The sequence below is a fragment of the Brevundimonas sp. NPDC046655 genome, from assembly GCF_044901625.1.
GTDB lineage: Bacteria > Pseudomonadota > Alphaproteobacteria > Caulobacterales > Caulobacteraceae > Brevundimonas.
The window spans coordinates 255272-275455 of record NZ_JBJDPV010000001.1 but is presented as its reverse complement, the minus strand read 5'-3'; the positions used below and the strand labels follow the sequence as shown (position 1 = coordinate 275455).

The window sequence follows — 20184 nt, the reverse complement described above, 5'->3', positions numbered from 1 at the left end:
CCCGGATAGCCCTACGGGCTTTCGGGATGACGCTTCGCCTAGGCCGCCGACCGCTTCGGCGCCCGGATCAGGAACAACTGCCCCGCCAGCACCAGCGCCAGCCCGACAAAGGCGATCCAGCCGAACTTCGCCCCTTCGAACAGCACCGACACCAGCATGGCGATCGGCGGCGTCAGCGCCGAGATATAGCTGGCCAGCGCATAGCCGCGCGCGCGGGCGATGGTGAAGTACAGGCCAAAGGCGATCACCGAGCCAAACAGCGACAGATACAGTAGCGAGATGACATAGGCCGGGCTCCACGCCACCGACCACGACACCCCGGTCGCCAGGCCATAGAGCGCCAGCGCCCCCGTGCCGTAGGCCATGGCCCAGGCCGTGCCGGGCAGGACCTGAGCCCCCGCCTGCTGCCCCTTCCAGGCGAACCAGTTGCCGAAGGCCGAGGCCACCACGGCGATGACGGCGAAGGTCACGCCCTCGACCGCGTGCAGGCCCAAGCCCGCGCCCATGACCTCGCCGCCCGACAGGACCGCCACCCCGATCACCCCCATGCCCGCACCCAGCCAGGCCGCCGGCGCTGCCTTCTGCTTGGAGGCCACGCGGAACAGGATCAGGTTGAGGAAGGCCAGGGCAGCGAAGATCACCGCCACCACGGCCGAGGCGATCTTCTCCTCCGAGGCATAGACGAAGGCGTAGCTGATCGCGAACGAGAACAGCCCCTGCCCCATGGCCATCAGGTGCTGCGGCCGCGTCATGGCCAGCCGCCCGCCCGTCGCCTTGACCACCAGGGCCAGCACCACGGCGGCGATAGCGAAACGCATCACCACCGACACCACCGCATCGACCGCGCCCAGCTGGAAGGTGATCGCATACCAGGTCGTGCCCCAGATCAGGGCGCAGACGCCGATCCCGCCGATTGCCAGAGCAGCCGGAGACAGAGAGCTTTTTGCAGACTGGGTCACAGGCGGGGCCTCAAGGCGACTCAACGGAAACGAAACCGGAACCCCCGTTATCATCGGTTTTCGAACGGCGCCGCCATGATCTTGCAGCCTTATGCCTTCATTGGGCGTTCTGCTAAGCTACACCCTCAAAGGACACTCCGTCATGCGCTTCCTCCCGCTGATCGCCCCGCTCGCCCTCGTGGTCGCCGCCTGTTCCAGCATGCCGGGCGCCGAGAGCGCCACGACCCAGGTCGACGTCACCGCCGCCTATCGCGAGCGTATCATGCTGCCGCCCGGCCATGTGCTGACGGTCAAGGTCGAGGATGTCAGCCTGATGGACGCCCCCGCCCGCGTCATGGCCGAAACGACGATGCCTCTGGAAGGCCGCGCCCCACCCTACGCCGTCACCCTGTCGGTGCCGAACGCGCGGATCGATCCACGCCACACCTATGCCGTCCGCGCCGAGATCCGTGACCCGGCCGGCGCCCTGCGCTTCACCACCGACACCCGCCATTCGGTCCTGACCAACGGCGCGCCCAATACGGCGAACATCATGATGGTCGGCGTCCGTTAAACCGTGAGCAGCCTCGCCAAGCGATCCGTCCTGCTGTCCGGCCACGCCACCTCGGTGGCGCTGGAGCCGGAGTTCTGGGCCGTGCTGGACGCTATCGGGGCTGAACTGAACCTCGGCCGCGCCGCTCTGTTGATCCGTATCGACGCCTGGCGCGGCCGTCGTCCCCTCGCCTCGGCCTGCCGGGTTCTGGCCTTGCAGTGGGCCGGCGGCGACCGCAGCTTCGCCGGAGAAGACGCATGACCACGGACAGCCGCCTGATCCCCGCCGCCGTCTTCGGCGGCCTTCTGGCTGTCGGCCTGATCGGTGGCGGCGCCCTGATCGGTCAGGGCGTGGTCAACGCCCGCGCCGGCGACCGCTCCGTCACCGTGCGCGGTCTGGCGGAAAAGGACGTGAAGGCCGATCTGGCCGTCCTGCCAATCCGCTTCACCGCCTCGGGCGACGTCCTGTCCGAGGTCCAGGCCCGCATCGACGGCGACCTGGCCATCGTGCGCCAGTTCCTCAAGGCCCAGGGCTATCCCGACACCGCCGTCGATCTGGGCCAGCTCGGCGTCGCCGACACCCGCTCACGCGAATACGCCAGCCAGACCGGCGGCCCGCGCTTCATCCTGACCCAGACGGTGATCGTGCGCACCAATGACGTGGATCGGGTCCAGACCACCACCCGCAACCTGAATGACCTGGTGCGTCAAGGCGTGGTGCTGCAGGACTTCCAGGGGCCGTCCTACATCTTCACCAAGCTCAACGACGTGCGTCCCGCCATGATCGCCGAGGCCACGGCCGCCGCCCGCACCGGCGCCGTCCAGTTCGCCAAGGACTCCGGCGCGCCCTTGGGTCCAATCAAGTCGGCCGGTCAAGGCTCGTTCGAAATCCTGCCACGCGACAGTTTCGGCGACGAAGCGACCTCGCTGAACAAGAAGGTCCGCGTCGTCACCACCATCAGCTATCGGCTGAAATAACCCGGCCAGATAGTCCGCCCGCACCACGGCGTCATTGTGCGCCTCGTCCCGCGCGCCATAGACCAGAGTGGTCCTGCCCTTGCGGATCACGTCCCTCAGTTGCTCGACCGCTTCGTCGTTGGGGGCAAGTTCGGCGCGATAGCGCCGCCGGAACTCGTCCCACCGCTTGGGATCATGGCCGAACCATTGGCGCAGGGCTGTGCTGGGCGCGACCTCCTTCAGCCACAGATCGACCGCCGCCTTCTCCTTGTTGACGCCGCGCGGCCACAGGCGATCGACCAGCACGCGCCGCCCGTCGTCAGGCGAGGCGGCTTCATAGGCCCGTTTCAGGATGACTAGGCTGGCGGGCACGTCACCCCTGCGGTTCCGGGCTGCTCGGCGCGGTCACGGTCGGCGGCTCGGCCGGTCGCGGCACATCCGGCAGGCGCGGCGCTTCCGGCAGCTTGGGCGCCGGGACATTGATGTCCAGGTTGACCTCTGGCGCTTCCGGCGCGGCGGGCGGGTTCCCGCCCGAGTAGAGGAACCAGCCGATCACTGCGACAGCCACGACCAGCCCCCCGATAATGAAAGCAAGCAGCCCGCCTCCGCCCTTTCGTTCAGGGCTCGCGGTGTTGATCGTCGTCTGATGCACGACGCGTTCCGGCGGCGGGACATTGGGATCCGTCATTCGCAGGCTCCTCATCGCTTCGCTAAGGCCGAATGAACGGCGGTCAGGCTTGGCGGTTCCCGAAAGCCATTTTCCATCGGGGCCTGACTTTGGCCTCTGTGCTGCTTATGTTCTCCTCCGAATCCGCCTTGCGTGAGCCGCTTATCCAGTGACCGACCTGCCCGCCCCCCGCATTTCCGACCTCGCGCGCGGCCAGTCGCCGCAAGGCGCGGCCGATTACCTGTCCGGTCTGAACCCCGAACAGAGGCTGGCGGTCGAAACGACCGAGGGGCCGGTCCTGGTCCTCGCCGGCGCCGGCACCGGCAAGACCCGCGTCCTGACCACCCGTCTGGCCCATATCCTGGCCACGGGCCGGGCCAAGCCCTGGGAACTGCTGGTCGTCACCTTCACCAACAAGGCCGCGCGCGAGATGCGCGAGCGCATCACCCACTTGATAGGCCCCTCGGCCGAGGGCCTGCGCTGGCTCGGCACCTTCCACTCGGTCGCGGCCCAGATCCTGCGCCGCCATTCGGAATTGGTCGGGCTGAAGTCCAGCTTCACCATCCTCGATACCGACGATCAGGAGCGGCTGCTGAAACAGCTGCTGGAAGCGGCCAATATCGACACCAAGAAGCACACGCCCAAGTCGCTGGCCCACCTGATCGACCATTGGAAGAACCGCGGCTGGACGCCCGAGAAGCTGCCGCCGAGCGAGGACTTCGCCGACGGCAAGGGCCACGCCCTCTATGCCGCCTATCAGAGGCGGCTGGCCACGCTGAACGCCTGCGACTTCGGCGACCTGCTGCTGCACAACCTCACCATCCTGTCGCAGCACGCTGATCTGGCTGAGGAATATCGTCGTCGCTTCCGCTACATCCTGGTGGACGAGTATCAGGACACCAACGTCGCCCAGTACCTGTGGCTGCGGCTGCTGACTTCCTCGACCGGCAATGTCTGCTGCGTCGGCGACGATGATCAGTCGATCTACGGCTGGCGCGGGGCCGAGGTGGACAACATCCTGCGCTTCGAGCGCGACTTCCCCGGCGCGAAGATCGTCAAGCTGGAGCGTAACTACCGCTCGACCAAGCATATTCTGGGCGCCGCCTCGGCTCTCATCTCGACCAATCAGGACCGACTGGGCAAGACCCTGTGGACCGAGGACGACAGCGGCGACAAGGTGCGCGTGCGCGGCGTCTGGGACGGCGAGGCCGAGGCCCGCCTGATCGCCGACGAGATTGAAACCGCCCGCAAGCAGGGCATGAAGTACAGGGACATGGCCGTCCTGGTCCGCGCCTCCTTCCAGATGCGGGCCTTCGAAGAACGCTTTGTCATGCTGGCCGTCCCCTATCAGGTCATCGGCGGCCCCCGCTTCTTCGAGCGCGCCGAGATCCGCGACGCCCACGCCTATCTGCGCCTGATCCAGTCCGAGGACGACGATCTGGCCTTTGAGCGCATCGTCAATGTGCCCAAGCGCGGCATCGGCGACACCAGCGTTCAGAAGATCCTGCACATCGCCCGCGAGAACGGCGTCTCGGCCATGCAGGCGGTCCGCCATCTGATCACGACCGACGAGCTTCAGGCCCGCACTCGCACGCCCCTGGCCAACTTCGTGCGCGACCTCGACCGCTGGCGCGATCTGGCTAGCATGGGCACGCCCCACTGGCAGGTGACGGAAACCCTGCTGGACGAGAGCGGCTACACCGATATGCAGAAGGCCGACCGCACAAGCGGCCAGACGCGCCTGGACAACCTCAAGGAACTGACCCAGGCCATGCAGGCGTTCGACACGCTGCAAGCCTATCTGGAGCATGTCTCACTGGTCATGGACCTCGACCGGGCCGCGCCCGAGTCCGAAAGCGGCGCAGTACAGATCATGACCCTGCACGGCGCCAAGGGGCTCGAGTTCCCGCTGGTCTTCCTGCCGGGCTGGGAGGAAGGCGTCTTCCCCAGTCAGCGCAGCATCGACGAGAAGGGCATGAAGGGCCTCGAGGAGGAACGCCGACTGGCCTACGTCGGCGTCACCCGCGCCAAGCGCGACGCGCGCATCAGCTTTGCCGCCAACCGTCTGGTCTATGGCCGCTGGACCTCGCAGCTGCCCAGCCGCTTCGTCGACGAACTGCCCCTGGCCCACGCCGATCCGCAGTCCGACACCGGCTACTATGGCGCTTCGACCGGCATGAAAGAGGCCAAGAGCCGCTGGGACGATACCCCCTCCTTCGGCAGCGGTTACTCGAGCCCAGGCTGGAAACGCGCACAGAGCTTCACCTCCAGCCAGCCGGCGCGTTCCGCATCCACGCCTGCCCGCAAGGCGGTTATCGAGGGCGACGGCCGCCTGATCGCCACCGCCGTCCCCAAAGCCGGCTCCAACTGGTCGCGCGGTGACCGCGTCTTCCATCAGAAGTTCGGCTATGGCGCCGTTCGCGCGATCGAGGGCAACAAGCTGGTCGTCGCCTTCGACAAGGCAGGCGAGAAAAAGGTCATCGACAGCTTCGTAGAGAAAGCTTCCTAAGCCTTCTTTTCGCGGCCCTCGACAGACTCCCAGATCGCAGCAAGCACCAGAACAACCGTCGACACCAGAGTGAGAACCAGGGGTTGCAACAGCGGAGAGACCCCAGCTGCCGCCGCCAGCAAGCCTATGCCCGCCACGCGCGGCCAGGCGATCCTGCCCCAGATCGCCAGGATCGACAGACTGGTCCCCAGCAGGAACAGCAGCGGGCCGCCGAGCAGCACTGCAGTTGTCGCCATGGTCGTGGCCCCCAGCGGGTGCGCCAGCGCCAACTCGTCGCCGACCGCCGTCACCACGATCCCCGCCACCACGATGATCGGACAATAGGTATAGACCCGACGCGCGATCGCGCCGGGATCGGAGGCGTGAACAAAGGTCTCTGCCGCCGCTTCGTGCGCCTCGTTGAAGAACAGCCACCACATGGTGATCGCCGTGGTCAGGGCAGAAGCGAAGGCGACCACGACCGGCGGCGTCCAGGTCAGGTTCGCGAATGTCGCCCCGGTGACGACGATCGACTCGCCCAGGCAGATAATGACGAACAGCCCGACTCGCTCGGCCAGATGCGCGCCCTCGACATCCCACTCCGCCGTGTTGGAGCGCCCCAGTCCCGGCACGACGTAGCCGACCGCCGGCGCGGTGAACTCCAGCAGCAAGGCGACCAGCCAGATCAGCAGCCGCGTCTGCCCCTCCGCCAGCCCGCCGCCGATCCAGAAGATGGCACCCAGCAGCGACCAGGCTGAAATTCGCAGGAAATTCGCCTTCTGCATCGGCGAGCCGCGCACGGCCCACAGGGTGAACAGGCTGCGCCCTACCTGAATGGCCGCGAAGGCGCAGGCGAAGGTCAGCCCCTTGTCGCCAAACGCCTCCGGCAGCGAGGTCGACATGACCAGGCCCGCCGCCATAAGGCCGAACAGCATCAGCCGCACCGGCCCGCGCTCAGGGTCCAGCCAGTTGGTGATCCAACTGGTGTCGATCCACACCCACCACACCGCCGCCAGCAGGATCGCTGCCTCCAGCGCCCCCAGCGGCGTCAGATGCGCCAGCAACAGGTGACTGACCTGGGTGATGGCGAAGACGAAGACCAGATCGAAGAACAGCTCGACGAAGCCGACCTTGGCGTGTTCACCCGCCCTGCGGGCGCGCATCAGGCTGGCGTTCATGGTCGGCTCCGGGGCGTCGTTTCCGTCAAGCTTGCGACCATCGGTCTTGTGCGTCCAGCCAATCAGTGAATAGCGGGTGTAAAAGGTCGCAAAGCTTGCCCCGGCGCGGCGCGGGGCCTACCTGTCCGGTCCCCGAATCATCGCAGACTGCGTAGATGGCTGACCTTTTCTCCACGCTCGACGACGCTGAACCCACCCAACCGAGCGTTCCTGAAAAAGCGCCCGCTCCTGCGCCGGTCGCAGCGCCCGCGCCCGCGCCGGCGCCCGTCGCGCACGAGCCCAAGATCGAACTGGCCAGCCACGCCAGCACGGCGACAGCGGCCGCCACCGGCTATTCGGCCTCCTCGATCGAGGTGCTGGAGGGGCTGGAGCCCGTCCGCAAACGCCCCGGCATGTATATCGGCGGCACCGACGAGCGCGCCCTGCACCACCTCTTCGCCGAAGTCCTCGACAATGCGATGGACGAGGCCGTCGCCAAGCACGCCAAGCTGATCACCGTCGATCTGGACGCTGAGGGCTTCCTGTCGGTCCGCGACGACGGCCGCGGCATTCCCGTCGACCCGCACCCCAAGCACCCCGGCAAGTCGGCGCTGGAAGTGGTCATGACCGTGCTGCACTCGGGCGGCAAGTTCTCGGGCAAGGCCTATGAGACCTCCGGCGGCCTGCACGGCGTCGGCGTCTCGGTTGTCAACGCCCTGGCCGAACAGCTGGACGTCACGGTCTGGCGCGACGGCTTCGAATGGCGTCAGTCCTTCAGCCGCGGCCACGTCCTCGGTCCCATCCAACAGGTCGGCCCCTCGAAGAAGAAGGGCACCCTGATCCGCTTCAAGCCGGACGAGCAGATCTTCGGCGTCGGCGCGGCCTTCAAGCCCGCCCGCCTGTTCCGCATGGCCCGCGCCAAGGCCTATCTGTTCCGCGGCGTCGAGATCAAATGGACCTGCGCGGCGGACCGCATCACGGACGCCACGCCCGAACAGGCCCTGCTTCATTTCCCCGGCGGTCTGGCCGACGCCCTGGCCGAGCGCGTGGGCGAGCTGGAGACCGTCACCCCCGTCTTCGCCGGCCGCGCCGAGCGCAAGGGCGAGGCGGGCGCGCTGGAATGGGCCGTCACCTGGTCGCCCATCGGCTTCGGCGACGCCGACAGCTTCATCGGCTCCTACTGCAACACCGTCTCGACCCCCGACGGCGGCACGCACGAGGCGGGCTTCCGCGCCGCCCTGGTCAAGGGCCTCAAGGCCTACGGCGAACTGATCAACGAGAAGCGCGCGGCCCAGATCACGGCCGAGGACGTCATCGCCAACGCCGGCGCCCTGATCTCCATCTTCATCCGCAACCCGGAATTCCAGGGCCAGACCAAGGACCGCCTGTCCTCGCCCGAGGGCCAGAAGCTGGCCGAACAGCTGCTGCGCGACCCCTTCGACCACTGGCTGACCGAAAGCCCGAAGCAGGCCAACGCCCTGCTCGGCTTCGTCATCGACCGCGCCGAGGACCGCCTGCGTCGCCGCAAGGACAAGGAAGTCCAGCGCGCCGCCGCCACCCGCAAGCTGCGCCTGCCCGGCAAGCTGTCGGACTGCAGCCGCCAGGCCGCCGAAGGCACCGAACTCTTCATCGTCGAAGGCGACTCGGCCGGCGGCTCGGCCAAGCAGGCGCGTGACCGCACCACCCAGGCCATCCTGCCCCTGCGCGGCAAGATCCTGAACGTCGCCTCGGCCACGGCGGACAAGCTGCGCGCCAACGTCGAACTGTCGGATCTGGCCCTGGCCCTGGGCGTCCAGCCGGGCAGCCGCTTCAACATCGAGGACCTGCGCTACGACCGCATCGTCATCATGACCGACGCTGACGTGGATGGCGCCCACATCGCGGCCCTGTTGATCACCTTCTTCTACCGCTCCATGCCTGAGACCATCCGTCAGGGTCGCCTCTTCATGGCCCTGCCGCCGCTCTATCGGATTTCCGCTGGCCCCTTGTCGGAGTACGCCCGCGACGACGCTCACCGCGACGAGCTGCTGGCCACCGTCTTCAAGGGCAAGAAGGTCGAGATCGGCCGCTTCAAGGGCCTGGGCGAGATGATGGCCTCCCAGCTGAAAGAGACCACCATGGATCCGAAGAAACGGACCCTGGCCCGCGTCTCCTTGCCCGACAGCGAGGAAGAGATCGAGGATCTGGTGGAGCGCCTGATGGGCCGCAAAGCCGAGGCCCGCTATCAATTCATCCAGGACAACGCCCGCTTCGCCATGGCGGATCTGGACGTCTAGGACTTCAACAGGCGGTCGCGTGCGGCGTTGACGCGCGCGGCCAGCCCCTCCGTCCCGCCTTGGTCAGGATGCGCCCGCGCCATCAGGCGGCGCCAGGCGGCCTGAACCTCTTGCGGCGTCGCATCGGCGGACACGCCTAGAATGGCCCGCGCCTCGGCTTCGGAAAGCCGTTCAGCCACAGGCGCGCGCGGCGGCACGGTGCGCACCCGCGACTGCACCGCCAGCCAAAGCCCGGCCCCCGCCATGCCCACGGCCGCCAACCAGACCCCGCGTGACGCAGCCAGAACCGCCCCTCCGAACAGGGCCGTGCTGAGGATGGTCGCGGAAATGCGCCAGTGGCCGCGCCGCGCGCGCTCGGTCTGACGGCCCAGCCGCACCAGCGCCCAGACCGCCACGGCGGCCAGCGCCAGCCAGATCAGGCCCATCAGGAAATCAGGCCGCCGCCGCGTCCAGCGGAGCCAACGATCCGCCCGCCGCGTCGTCCAGACCCATGGCCTGCATCAGATTGCGCATTTCCTGACGCGCGGCGACGTGGGCCAGCGACACCGACACGGGGCGGATGTCGTTTGACAGGTCGGCGACCGTCAGGCCGAAGGGGAACAACTCGCGATAGATGACCCGGTCGCGCAGACCCGGCCCGACGCGGAAGCCGACGCGCTTGGCCAGCTTCATCATCCGTTCTTCCAGGCGGCGACGGTTGCGCGCCTCGGCCACGGCCAGACGGTTGGTGACGACGATCCAGTCGATCGTCACCTGACGCCCCTCGGTGATGGCGCGATGCTTGCGCGCCTCCCAGACGCTCTCGGAATAGATGGAGGGCTTCTTCAGCTCCAGCGTCACCGGATCGACCTCGCCCAGCAGGTCGAAGTCGACAAAGCTGTCGTTCATCGGGGTGACGATCTGGTCGGCGCGGCCGTGCGCGGCGCGCGACAGGGCGGTGTCCCCGCCAGGGGTGTCGATCAGGATGACGTCGGCCACGGCCTGCGCTTCGGCATAGGCAGCCTCGAACTTCGCCAGTTGCTCGGCCTCATCGGCCTTGGCCAGGGCCTTGCCGTCGCCCATGTCGGGCACGATCGGCAGGGGCAGGTCATGGCCGTTGGCCGCCGTCCAGGCGGCGCGGTTCGAGAAGAAGCGCTCCATCGACCGCTGGCGCAGGTCCAGATCGATGATGGCGACCTTCTTGCCCGCGTGCAGCAGGCCGGTGACGATGTGAATGGCCAGGGTGGACTTGCCGGCCCCGCCCTTTTCATTGCCGATGACGATGACCTGAGGCTGCGCCATGTTGGACCCCGATGTTTCGACGGCCGCGACTCAAGCGGTCGCGATCCATCCCAGACCCCTAGATCGGGCCAAGGGCGTCAGTCGTCAACGAAACCTTAAGCCGCGCCTGTGGACGACGCCGCCTCTGCGGCCCGCACGCACCACGGGTCGGACGCCGCCGCGCGTTCGCACAGCGCCTTGGCCTCAGCCGATCCGGCGCGAACCTTCAACCGGACCAGACGCCGACCATTGACCTCGACCGGCTCGAAGACCGGGTTCAGGCCCTTGCTCCCCTGCCCCAGACGCTCCCACGCCGCCTGGGCCGAAGCCTGACTGGCGTAGGCGCCCAACTGGATCAGGACGGCGGGCGCGGGCGAGGCGGCGACTGCGACGGGCCGCGACGGCCGGACCTCAGCCCGCTGTGCGGCCTGCACCTCCGCCGGTGCCTCGGGATCATGAAAAACAGCCGGCATGGCGGGCAAGACAGCCGCAGCCTTGGCCGTCAGCCCGTCGCAAGCGTCCCAGAGTTGATGCGGCGTCAGAAGCTCGACCTTCAGCGGACGAAGCCCCGCCTCCTCGGCGTTGCGCGGCCCGGCGGGCTCGTGTCCGGCCTCAGGCCTGGCCGACAAGGGAATGGCGGCGATGCTCTCGGCCACGCCCTCGAAACGGTGGGGATCCGCCTCCGCCATGCCGCAGCCGGCCAGCAGCGCCGCAAGGGCGCCGACCGATCCGAACCGCGGGATGACGGAAGCGTTCATGCCGTCATGCTGAACCCAGTCTTTTGAGACAGGGTTGAGGAACAGGCTTAACGCCCGTTCACACCTTCATCAGCCGATGGCGCCGACGCAGCCTTCGACGTCGCCCGGCGCCACGTCGGCGTCGGTCAGGGCCAGGGTCCAGCCGTGGTTGGTGTTCAGGCCCCAGCGCCGCGCGCCCGAGCCGTCGCCGGCGTCGCCGCCGACCGTCACCACCACGCGGCGGCCCGTCGGCAGGGCCGGCGGATCAATCTTGCCCACGGCCAGCGAGGTCGGGGTCTCGCCGCCGTAGCCGTCGAAGACGCTCAGCATCGACCACTCGCGACGCAGACCCATCCACCAGGCGTCCTCGGTGTTGATGGACAGCACCGACACGCCATGACCTTCGGCGGCGTGGGCCAGCGCGGCCTGAGGATCGCGCACCAGCTTGATGTCGGCGGCGGCGCCGAAGCGCAGACGGGCGCCGTCCACAGCCTTGGACGGGTCGATGGGGGCCCAGACGTGGACCTGCAGGCGGCCCTGACGGGCCAGCCCCCAGCCGACGATCTCGCGCCACAGGTGCTCGACCGCCTCGCGGTTTTCCGGTTCGCACTGCTTCAGGACCCGGGCCTGAACGGCCTGTTCGCGGTCGGGACGCAGCTTGGTGTGGGGACCGGTCGGCGCGTCCTTGGCCTTGCCGACCTGGGCGGCGACGGCCAGACGGCGCTCGAACAGTTCAAGGATCTGGTCGTCCAGGCTGTCGATCTCGGCGCGCAGGGCGGCCAGCGCCTTCTGCTCGGGCGACAGTTCGGCGGTTTCAGCGGGCCAGACTTGCTGGATGTTGGATTGCGGCATGGGATTGGGCTTTCGGCATGGAATTTCGATGGGAGATCGCGTCCGCCGAACATCAGGCAGGGACGCGTGCAGGGGCCGCTCAGGAGAAGCGGTCGCCAGCGAGACTGTCAGGGTTGGTTAGAAGCCCGACGCCTCAGCCGGCGTATCGAAAGCCGTAATAGCCGTAGCCAAAATAGAAGCCGGCCACCGCGCGCGTGGTGGTTTCAAGGGTCAGTTGTGCGCGCAGCGAGGACATGAATCCGGTCCGGTTTCAGGATCAGGGTCGATCCGATCAGACCTTAAAGACGCAAACTTCGTGCGCGGTCAACCTTCAGAGCGAAATCGGTTCGAATGTTTTCACATTCGAACCCGGATATCCGCGCCAGAATTATCCGAAAGCCTGTTTCGCCGATCAGGCTTGAGGGGCCGTGAACAGGACAAATCGCGTCCGGTTGTCGCTAGAATCCTGCAGATCGTTGCGCAGGACCGTCAGGCCGTAAACCTCGGCGGCACGGGCAGGCGCCACGGCGGCGCGGGTCAGGTCCTCGGCCTCGGCCACGGCGGCGGCGGCCCCGCCTGTGTCAAACACCTCGACCGGGGTGATCCGCATCTCCCCCAAGGCCTTGGAGCATTGCTGCAGGGCGACCGGATGGCTCTCGGCCGTCCTGATGTCCGACAGCCGAGCGTCCGGCAGGCCCAGCAGGGCCAGCCGGATCGGCCGCCAGGCCTCGCTGACCACCGTCAGTCCCGCCTCGCGCACGAGGGTGGCGGCGGGCTCGACCACGCCGATGGTCGAGTTCTCGACCGGGATCAGCGCCGACTGGCAGTCGCCCGACAGCAGGGCCTCGATGGCCCCGGCGAAGGTCTCAAAGCCGACCGCCTCGTCCCACGGGCGCAGGTCGAGGCAGGCTTCATGGCTGAAGGCGCCGGGCGCGCCCTGATAGGCGACGCGGCCCGGCCCTTCGTCTTCGGTCGGCGTGGTCACGCGGCCTCGGCGCGGGCCTGACGCCCGGCCTTGAGGCGCTCGGCGACCAGGAAGGCCAGCTCCAGCGCCTGATCCGCGTTCAGGCGCGGGTCGCAGTGGGTGTGATAGCGGCTCGACAGGTCGTCCTCGGTCACCGCCTGGGCGCCGCCCAGGCATTCGGTCACGTTCTGGCCGGTCATCTCCAGGTGGACGCCGCCGGGGTGGACGCCCTCGGCCTCGGCAACGTCGATGAAGGTGCGAACCTCGCCCATGACGCGGTCGAACGGCCGGGTCTTGTAGCCGTTGGCGGCTTTCAGGGTATTGCCGTGCATCGGGTCGATCGACCAGATGACGCGCTTGCCCTCGGCCTTCACCGCCCGCATCAGGGCCGGCAGTCGATCGCCAACCTTGTCGTGACCGAAGCGGCCGATCAGGGTCAGACGGCCCGGAACATTGTTCGGGTTCAGGGCGTCGATCAGCGGCAAGATGTCTTCCGCCGTCATGGTCGGTCCGCACTTGACCCCGATGGGGTTCGAGATGCCGCGCATGAACTCGATATGCGCCCCGTCCAGCTGACGGGTGCGCTCGCCGATCCACAGCATGTGGGCCGAGGTGTCGAACCACTCGCCCGACGACCCTTCCAGGCGCGTCAGCGCGCTCTCGACGTTCAGCAGCAGGGCTTCGTGGCTGGTGAAGACCTCGACGCGCGACAGGTCGGGATGGGTCTCGGGCGTGACCCCGACCGCTTCCATGAAGGCCAGGGCCTCGGTGATCTTGTCGGCCAGTTCGCGGTAGGCCGCGCCCGCGCCGTTGTCGGCGAAGCCCAGGGTCCAGCGATGGATGTTGTACAGGTCGGCATAGCCGCCGCCGGCGAAGGCGCGCAGCAGGTTCAGCGTCGAGGCCGACTGGTTATAGGCCTTCAGCAGACGCTGCGGATCGGGCACGCGCTCTTCTGCGGTGAAGCCCATGCCGTTGATGATGTCGCCGCGGTAGGACGGCAGCTCGACGCCGCCGATCTCTTCCAGCGGGGACGAGCGCGGCTTGGCGAACTGACCGGCGATGCGGCCGACCTTCACCACCGGCTTGCGGCCGGCGAAGGTCAGGACCACCGCCATCTGCAGGATCAGGCGGAAGGTGTCGCGGATATTGTCGGTCGAAAACTCCTTGAAGCTCTCGGCGCAGTCGCCGCCCTGAAGCAGGAAGGCGTTGCCCGCCTCCACCTGCGCGAGATGCTGGGTCAGTTTGCGGGCTTCGCCAGCAAAGACCAGGGGCGGCATGGCCCGCAGCTCGTCTTCGACACGGGCCAGTTCGGCCATGTCAGGATAGTCCGTCGGCATATGCACGACGGGCTTGTTTCTCCAGGATTCAGGGGTCCAGCGCTTACTCATGCCGCCTAGATAGCCCTACAGGCGTTCCGGAACAACAAATGTTGCGCCGCAGCGACCTTTTCAGAGCAGCGACCAGGCCTCGTCGGCGGGCAGAGGCGCGAACAGGGCGTCCAGCGTCGCATCGCTGACGCCCGCCAGCTCGGCGGGCGACCACTTCGGCGCATTGTCCTTGTCGACGATGACGGCGCGCACGCCTTCCTGGAAGTCATGGGTCTGCACCACGCGCCCGCCCAGCGCGTATTCCATCGCCATGTTGTCGGCGAAGGTGGCCAAGGTCGCGCCGGTGCGGATCTGGCGCAGGCTGACTTTCAGCGACTGCGGCGACTTGGTCTTCAGGGTCCCAAGCTGCTTCAGCGCCCAGTCCGAGCCGTCGGCCTCCAGCGCCGCGAAGATCTCCTCGACCGTGTCAAAGGCGAACAGCCGGTCGATAGCCTCGCGGTGGGCGTCCAGCGGCGCGGGACCCGCGTCGCCCGCCAGACGATCCGCCACAAGCTTGGGATCGGCCGGTGCGGCCAGAAGTTCGGCCTTCATCGCCTCGACGCCTTCGCTTGGCGTGAAATGGGTATGGATGCCCAGGGCCACCGTATCCGCCGCCTTCAGCCGCGCGCCCGTCAGCGCCAGCCAGACGCCGGTCTGCCCCGGCAGGCGCGGCAGGAACCAGCCCCCGCCCACGTCAGGGAACAGGCCGATGCCGGTCTCCGGCATGGCGTAGGTGGTCCGCTCGGTGGCGATGCGGACATCCGCCGGCTCGCTGATCCCTACGCCGCCGCCCATGACGATGCCGTCGACGATGGCCGTGATCGGCTTCGGGTATTCGAACATCAGATGGTTCAACTGATACTCGGTCTTGAAGAAGGCCTTGGCCTCAGACGCGTCCCCTGCCCCGCTCTCGGCGATCATGCGGATGTCGCCGCCGGCGCAGAAGCCGCGCTCGCCGGCATGGTCGATCAGCACAGACCTCACGGCCTCATCGCCGCGCCAGGCCAGCAACGCCTCGATCATCGCCTCGCACATGCCCCGGTTCAGCGCATGGATCGCCTTGGGCCGGTTCAGGGTGATGCGGCCTACGCCGTTTTCGACGCGGGTCAGGACTTCGGGTTGGCTCACTTGATCGTTCATCGCGCCAACTCCCGCGCGATGATGACGCGCATGATCTCGTTGGTGCCTTCCAGGATGCGGTGGACGCGCAGGTCGCGCACGATCCGTTCCAGCGGATAGTCCTTCAGATAGCCGTAGCCGCCGTGGATCTGCAGCGCCTCGTCGGCGATGTGGAAGCAGGCGTCGGTGGCCAGGCGCTTGGCCATGGCGCACCACTTGGTCTTTTCCGGGTGGTCGTTGTCGATGGCCCAGGCCCCGCGCAGCACCATCAGACGCGCCGCCTCCAGGTCCGTCGCCATGTCGGCCAGACGGAACTGCAGGGCCTGGAAGTCGCCAATCGCCTTGCCGAACTGCTTGCGCGTGGCGACGTAGGCCTGGGCCGTTTCCAGCGCCAGCCGCGCCCCGCCCAGCGAACAGGCCGCGATGTTCAGACGCCCGCCATCCAGACCGGCCATGGCGTATTTGAAGCCCGCGCCTTCCTGACCCAGCAGATTGGCGATCGGGATGCGACAGTCGTCGAACTGGACCACGGCCGTCGGCTGGGCGTTCCAGCCCATCTTGCGTTCCTGCGCGCCGAACGACAGGCCGGGCGTTCCGGCCTCGACCACCACGGCGCTGACGCCCTTGGCGCCTTCGCCGCCGGTGCGGACCATGACGACGTAGACATCCGACGTCCCCGCGCCCGAGATGAAGATCTTGGACCCGTTCAGCACCAGATGATCGCCGTCGCGCACCGCCGTGGTCCGCAGCGCCGCCGCGTCCGACCCCGAGCCGGGCTCGGTCAGGCAGTAGCTGGCGATCTTGTCCATCGTCGTCAGCGACGGCACGAAGCGCGAGCGCAGGTCGTCAGACCCGAACTTGTCGATCATCCAGGTCGCCATGTTGTGGATCGAGATGAAGGCCGCCGTCGCCACGTCGCCGCGCGACAGTTCCTCGAAGATCACCGCCGCCTCAACGCGGCCCAGGGCCATTCCGCCGTGCTCTTCGCCCGTATAGATGCCGCAGAAACCCATCTCGGCCGCATGACGCATGACATCGACGGGGAAGTGCTTGTCCTCGTCCCACTTCGCCGAGTTCGGCGCCAGTTCGGCGTCGGCGAAAGCCCGCGCCGCGTCCTGAATCGCGCGCTGGTCGTCGTTGAGGGCGAAGTCCATGATCAATACTCCCGACTGTGGCCTGCCCTCTGACGGGGCGTTCATGCTGCTTTTATCCAAGCGGTTGAGAAACGTCACCCCGCCAGCGCCCCGCGCCGCATCTTGCGCCCGCCAATGACGCAGGCACGCGCTAGTCTCTGCCTCTCGACGCCGCGATTTCAGACGATTCAGACGAATTGGACTCTGTTTTTTCCGACCCTGGGTCCGATATGCGACCTCCAAGGTCGTTTCCCTGCCCCGCCTACCGGACTATGAGCCCTGCATGACCATGCCGTTCCAGCCCGCCGCCTTCCCCTACGCCCGCCCGCGTCGCCTGCGCTCGCAGCCCTGGGTGCGCCGTCTGGTCGCCGAGACGACCCTGACGCCCGCCGACCTGATCTGGCCGATCATCGTCCATGACGGCGCCGAGGACCGCGTTCCGGTCGCCTCCATGCCGGGCGTCTTCCGCCTGTCGCCGAAGGAGGCCGCCAAGGCCGCCGTCGAGGCGCGCGATCTGGGCATTCCCATGATCGCCCTGTTCCCGAACGTGAATGAGAGTCTGAAGGACAGCGTCGGCACGGCCGCCAGCGACCCGGACGGCCTGATCTCCGACTGCATCAAGGCCATCAAGGACGCCGCGCCCGAGATCGGCGTCATGACCGACGTCGCCCTCGACTGCTACACCGACCACGGCCACGACGGGGTTCTGGAGAAGGGTCGCATCGTCAACGACCCGACGCTGGAGCGCCTGGCCGAACAGGCCTTCATCCACGCCCACGCCGGCGCCGACGCGGTGGCCCCCTCCGACATGATGGACGGCCGCGTTCAGGCCATCCGCGAGGCGCTGGAAGCCAACGGCCTGTCGGACACCCTGATCATCAGCTATGCGGCCAAATACGCCTCGGCCTTCTACGGCCCCTATCGCGACGCGGTGGGCTCGTCCAAGTCGCTGACCGGCGACAAGAAAACCTATCAGATGGACTACGCCAACGCCGACGAGGCGCTGCGCGAGGTGGCGATGGACATTTCCGAAGGCGCCGACGCCCTGATCGTCAAGCCGGGCCTGCCCTATCTCGACATCGTCCGGCTGGTGTCCGACACCTTCAAGATCCCGACCTTCGCCTATCAGGTGTCCGGCGAGTACGCGATGATGCAGGCCTCCATCGCCAACGGCTGGCTGGAGGAAGACCGCGCCATCCTGGAAACCCTGCACGCCTTCAAGCGCGCCGGCGCCTCAGGCGTCCTCAGCTATTTCGCGCCCAGGGCGGCCCGTCTGCTGGGGGCGTAGGGCCCGCCTGTTCCGCTCATCCCGGCGAAGGCCGGGATCCAGATTATATGGAGCAAGCTCAGAACACACGGGCGCTGCACCGGCTCTTCAAACTGCCGATGTCGCGTCTGTATCTGGATCCCGGCCTTCGCCGGGATGAGCGAAATATTCAGAAGGTGCGGAAAGTTAGGCCTCACGCCGTCGGATCGACGGCCTGTCCGTACCTGCCGCGGAAATAGGTCAGGGCGTCGCCCGGATGGGTCTCGAAGGCGGCGACCCGCCCGACGATGACCAGGTGGTCCCCCATGACGATACGGTCGTGGGTCGTGCAATCCAGCCGCGTCACGGCGTTGCGCAGGCGTGGCGGGGCCGGGTCGCCGACCTCGAACTCGTCGTTGGACAGGGTGCATACGCCCCAGGCGAAGCGGTCCGACATGGCCTGATCCTGGACCGGCAGCATGTGCACGGCGAAGCGCTCGGCCCCGGCGAAGGCGTCATGCCGGTCCGACTTCACGTCCAGGCACCACAGCACCAGCGGCGGGTCCAGCGACACCGAGGTGAAACTGTTCACCGTAATGCCCAGCGGCCCTTCGGCCGTATGGGCCGTCACCACGCAGACGCCGGTGGCGAAGCCGCCCAGCGCCTTGCGATAGGCCTTGGCGTCGAATTCGGAAGGAGAAAAGGTCACGGACACAAGCCTGACCTAAGGCGTGGTGCGCCGGCGAGCAAGGCCGGACGGACGCCGACAGGCGCCGTCAAGGGAAGACGGCGCCCTCACGTTTGCCGTGCTGTGTCAGACGATCATATTCACGGCTTGCGGCGCTGACCTCCTCCGCAACCCGGGCGACCGCCGCCTGCATGTCTTCACAGCCTGAGGCGGCCTTCATGGCTCTCTCGATCTCCTGCCGCCCATGCAGCGCGATCCGGGCGTGGTTCATCTCGTGGGTCGCCAGGGCCTTGAAGTAGCGATCCCAGGCTTCACGATCCCGACGCCCCAGCCGGTCGGCCTCGGCCAGGTCCGGCAGAATGACGGTGATGGCCACGATGGCCTCGGCCGTCTCGGGCACGCAGCGCACGTCGCCCCGCCCTCGCCAGCGCGTCGAATAGCGCCACCGCGTTACCGCATCGAAGCGTTCGCCGCCGTCAGCCTCGGCCGGACGCACCGCGTTCATGGCCGTCCGAATGGCGCGCGGATTGCGGCCGCCGACCAGATAGGCCTCAAGCGTGACCTCGGGCATGGCCGCCAGCTCAGGCGCCGCCTCCCGCAGCCGCAGGGCGCCCTCCGCATCGGCTCGCGTCAGCGCAGCGCCTTCCCCATGGCCGCCCAGCGCCGCCATCATCGCCAGTTCAAGAAACATCGCGCCCCTCCCGGATTTTTCGCTTGAACAACACGACGCGGCGGCAAGGCAACCGCTTCTTAACGGCCGCATGGGATTCACAGCTAACAAACGACGTTAAGATTGGCCTGCCCATGTCCGCGAGCGATCGCCCGATCCTCATCAAGAAGGTGAAGAAGGTGACCGCCGGCGGCCACCACGGCGGCGCATGGAAGGTCGCCTACGCCGACTTCGTGACGGCCATGATGGCCTTCTTCCTGCTGATGTGGCTAATCAACACAACCGACCCGGAACAGAAACGCGGCATCGCTGAATACTTCGCCCCGGCCAACGTCTCGGCCTCGACCTCCGGTTCGGGCGGCATTCTGGGCGGCACGGCCCTGGGCGACGACGGCGCCAAGAGCTCGGGCTCCATGTCGGTCATCGAGCAGCTCGCGCCCGAAGCGCCTGATTCTTCAGAAACCGCGGGCCAGAGCGCCAACCTGGCCGCCGCCAGCGAATCCGCCCTGCGCGCCGAGATCGCCCGCCGCGAAGCCGCCGACTTCGCCAGCGCCGCCGAGAGCCTGCGCCAGGCCATGCAGGCCATGCCCGAGCTGGCCGAGCTCTCGAAACAGCTGATCATCGACCAGACCCCCGAGGGTCTGCGCATCCAGTTGATCGATCAGGAAGGCCGCTCGATGTTCGAAAACGGCTCCTCCCGCCCCAACCCGCGCGCCCAGATGCTGCTGCGGGCCATCGCCAAGGTCATCAACCAGCTGCCCAACCGCATCTCGATCACCGGCCACACCAGCGCCGTCGCCGGCTCCAGCCGCGCCAGCGGCGCCGGCGACTGGGCGCTGTCCTCGGCGCGCGCCGACGCCTCGCGCCTGACGCTGCAGGCTGCGGGCGTGAACGCCGACCGGGTCTATTCGGTGGCGGGCAAGGCGGGCTCGGACCCCCTCTACCCCGACGATCCGTCTCTCGCCGGCAACCGCCGCATCGCCATCGTCCTGCTGCGCGAGGCGCCGGTCCTGCCCACGGACACCAGCCTGTGACCTCCAGCGCCGCACTCACGGCGCTTGCGAAATCCCCCGGTTGCGCGCCAAATCGGGACATGACGATCCGCTCGCAAATCCGCCGACACGATCGGGACTG

At 67.7% G+C, this 20184-nt stretch carries 20 protein-coding genes and 1 pseudogene; 7 read left to right on the top strand and 14 right to left on the bottom strand.

The window, feature by feature from the left end; translation table 11 throughout:
* Nucleotides 1–38 precede the first annotated feature (38 nt).
* The gene (locus ACI2KI_RS01295) at nucleotides 39–959 is read right to left on the bottom strand and encodes a DMT family transporter (protein ID WP_404617084.1); all 921 of its coding nucleotides are present in this window, start codon (nucleotides 957–959) and stop codon (nucleotides 39–41) included.
* A gap of 142 nt (nucleotides 960–1101) precedes the next feature.
* On the opposite strand from ACI2KI_RS01295, the gene ACI2KI_RS01290 reads away from it, so the two are divergent.
* From ACI2KI_RS01290 to ACI2KI_RS01280, 3 genes are read left to right on the top strand one after another with little or no spacing between them, the layout of a single operon-like run.
* Nucleotides 1102–1512, top strand: a complete 411-nt coding sequence (locus ACI2KI_RS01290; RefSeq protein ID WP_404617082.1) for a YbaY family lipoprotein — start codon at nucleotides 1102–1104, stop codon at nucleotides 1510–1512.
* A gap of 3 nt (nucleotides 1513–1515) precedes the next feature.
* Complete coding sequence (locus tag ACI2KI_RS01285; RefSeq protein ID WP_105563465.1) at nucleotides 1516–1752, top strand: ribbon-helix-helix domain-containing protein; 237 nt, start codon at nucleotides 1516–1518, stop codon at nucleotides 1750–1752.
* On the top strand, nucleotides 1749–2468 hold the full coding sequence (locus ACI2KI_RS01280; RefSeq protein ID WP_404617080.1) for an SIMPL domain-containing protein: 720 nt from the start codon (nucleotides 1749–1751) through the stop codon (nucleotides 2466–2468). The genes ACI2KI_RS01285 and ACI2KI_RS01280 overlap by 4 nt, the downstream gene beginning before the upstream one ends.
* A 12-nt stretch (nucleotides 2469–2480) precedes the next feature.
* On the opposite strand, the pseudogene ACI2KI_RS01275 reads toward ACI2KI_RS01280, so the two are convergent.
* Both ACI2KI_RS01275 and ACI2KI_RS01270 read right to left on the bottom strand, forming a co-directional pair.
* Nucleotides 2481–2819 (bottom strand): annotated as a pseudogene (locus ACI2KI_RS01275) (DUF488 domain-containing protein); the annotation flags it as partial.
* A 1-nt stretch (nucleotide 2820) separates the two neighbouring features.
* A complete protein-coding gene (locus tag ACI2KI_RS01270) occupies nucleotides 2821–3135 on the bottom strand; it encodes a hypothetical protein (RefSeq protein ID WP_404617078.1) in 315 nt (104 codons plus the stop codon).
* Between the two features lie 148 nt (nucleotides 3136–3283).
* Between ACI2KI_RS01270 and ACI2KI_RS01265 the strand changes: the two genes are divergently transcribed.
* The gene (locus ACI2KI_RS01265; RefSeq protein ID WP_404617076.1) at nucleotides 3284–5623 is read left to right on the top strand and encodes an ATP-dependent helicase; all 2340 of its coding nucleotides are present in this window, start codon (nucleotides 3284–3286) and stop codon (nucleotides 5621–5623) included.
* Here ACI2KI_RS01265 and ACI2KI_RS01260 read toward each other — a convergent pair.
* Nucleotides 5620–6780, bottom strand: a complete 1161-nt coding sequence (locus ACI2KI_RS01260) for a low temperature requirement protein A (protein ID WP_404617074.1) — start codon at nucleotides 6778–6780, stop codon at nucleotides 5620–5622. The two genes, ACI2KI_RS01265 and ACI2KI_RS01260, sit on opposite strands and share 4 nt — an antisense overlap.
* A gap of 155 nt (nucleotides 6781–6935) precedes the next feature.
* On the opposite strand from ACI2KI_RS01260, the gene parE reads away from it, so the two are divergent.
* Complete coding sequence (gene parE / locus ACI2KI_RS01255) at nucleotides 6936–9035, top strand: DNA topoisomerase IV subunit B (protein ID WP_404617072.1); 2100 nt, start codon at nucleotides 6936–6938, stop codon at nucleotides 9033–9035.
* Here the strand turns inward: parE and ACI2KI_RS01250 are convergent.
* The 8 genes from ACI2KI_RS01250 to ACI2KI_RS01215 form a co-directional block, all read right to left on the bottom strand.
* Nucleotides 9032–9460: a molecular chaperone DnaJ gene (locus ACI2KI_RS01250; protein ID WP_313103418.1), complete on the bottom strand. Its 429-nt coding sequence runs from the start codon at nucleotides 9458–9460 to the stop codon at nucleotides 9032–9034. The two genes, parE and ACI2KI_RS01250, sit on opposite strands and share 4 nt — an antisense overlap.
* Before the next feature lie 7 nt (nucleotides 9461–9467).
* On the bottom strand, nucleotides 9468–10316 hold the full coding sequence (locus tag ACI2KI_RS01245; RefSeq protein WP_292082612.1) for a division plane positioning ATPase MipZ: 849 nt from the start codon (nucleotides 10314–10316) through the stop codon (nucleotides 9468–9470).
* A 95-nt stretch (nucleotides 10317–10411) separates the two neighbouring features.
* Nucleotides 10412–11053: an SPOR domain-containing protein gene (locus tag ACI2KI_RS01240; RefSeq protein WP_404617070.1), complete on the bottom strand. Its 642-nt coding sequence runs from the start codon at nucleotides 11051–11053 to the stop codon at nucleotides 10412–10414.
* 69 nt (nucleotides 11054–11122) lie between these two features.
* On the bottom strand, nucleotides 11123–11884 hold the full coding sequence (locus ACI2KI_RS01235; RefSeq protein ID WP_404617068.1) for a chorismate mutase: 762 nt from the start codon (nucleotides 11882–11884) through the stop codon (nucleotides 11123–11125).
* A 391-nt stretch (nucleotides 11885–12275) separates the two neighbouring features.
* Nucleotides 12276–12848 (bottom strand): prephenate dehydratase domain-containing protein, encoded by a 573-nt coding sequence (locus ACI2KI_RS01230; RefSeq protein WP_404617066.1) that lies wholly within the window; start codon nucleotides 12846–12848, stop codon nucleotides 12276–12278.
* Nucleotides 12845–14215: a class II 3-deoxy-7-phosphoheptulonate synthase gene (locus ACI2KI_RS01225; protein ID WP_292082607.1), complete on the bottom strand. Its 1371-nt coding sequence runs from the start codon at nucleotides 14213–14215 to the stop codon at nucleotides 12845–12847. The genes ACI2KI_RS01230 and ACI2KI_RS01225 overlap by 4 nt, the downstream gene beginning before the upstream one ends.
* A 60-nt stretch (nucleotides 14216–14275) precedes the next feature.
* Nucleotides 14276–15334: an enoyl-CoA hydratase/isomerase family protein gene (locus tag ACI2KI_RS01220; RefSeq protein ID WP_404617063.1), complete on the bottom strand. Its 1059-nt coding sequence runs from the start codon at nucleotides 15332–15334 to the stop codon at nucleotides 14276–14278.
* Nucleotides 15331–16467: an isobutyryl-CoA dehydrogenase gene (locus tag ACI2KI_RS01215; protein ID WP_313103410.1), complete on the bottom strand. Its 1137-nt coding sequence runs from the start codon at nucleotides 16465–16467 to the stop codon at nucleotides 15331–15333. The genes ACI2KI_RS01220 and ACI2KI_RS01215 overlap by 4 nt, the downstream gene beginning before the upstream one ends.
* A 262-nt stretch (nucleotides 16468–16729) precedes the next feature.
* On the opposite strand from ACI2KI_RS01215, the gene hemB reads away from it, so the two are divergent.
* Nucleotides 16730–17734 carry a porphobilinogen synthase gene (gene hemB, locus ACI2KI_RS01210; RefSeq protein ID WP_404617060.1) on the top strand — a complete coding sequence of 335 codons (1005 nt, stop codon included), beginning with the start codon at nucleotides 16730–16732 and terminating at the stop codon, nucleotides 17732–17734.
* A gap of 172 nt (nucleotides 17735–17906) precedes the next feature.
* Here hemB and ACI2KI_RS01205 read toward each other — a convergent pair whose 3' ends face one another.
* Both ACI2KI_RS01205 and ACI2KI_RS01200 read right to left on the bottom strand, forming a co-directional pair.
* A complete protein-coding gene (locus ACI2KI_RS01205; RefSeq protein WP_404617058.1) occupies nucleotides 17907–18401 on the bottom strand; it encodes a flavin reductase family protein in 495 nt (164 codons plus the stop codon).
* A gap of 67 nt (nucleotides 18402–18468) precedes the next feature.
* The gene (locus tag ACI2KI_RS01200; RefSeq protein ID WP_404617056.1) at nucleotides 18469–19071 is read right to left on the bottom strand and encodes a DUF922 domain-containing protein; all 603 of its coding nucleotides are present in this window, start codon (nucleotides 19069–19071) and stop codon (nucleotides 18469–18471) included.
* Between the two features lie 113 nt (nucleotides 19072–19184).
* Here ACI2KI_RS01200 and ACI2KI_RS01195 point away from each other — a divergent pair, with 113 nt between their 5' ends.
* Nucleotides 19185–20084: a flagellar motor protein MotB gene (locus tag ACI2KI_RS01195; RefSeq protein WP_404617054.1), complete on the top strand. Its 900-nt coding sequence runs from the start codon at nucleotides 19185–19187 to the stop codon at nucleotides 20082–20084.
* Nucleotides 20085–20184 lie beyond the last annotated feature (100 nt).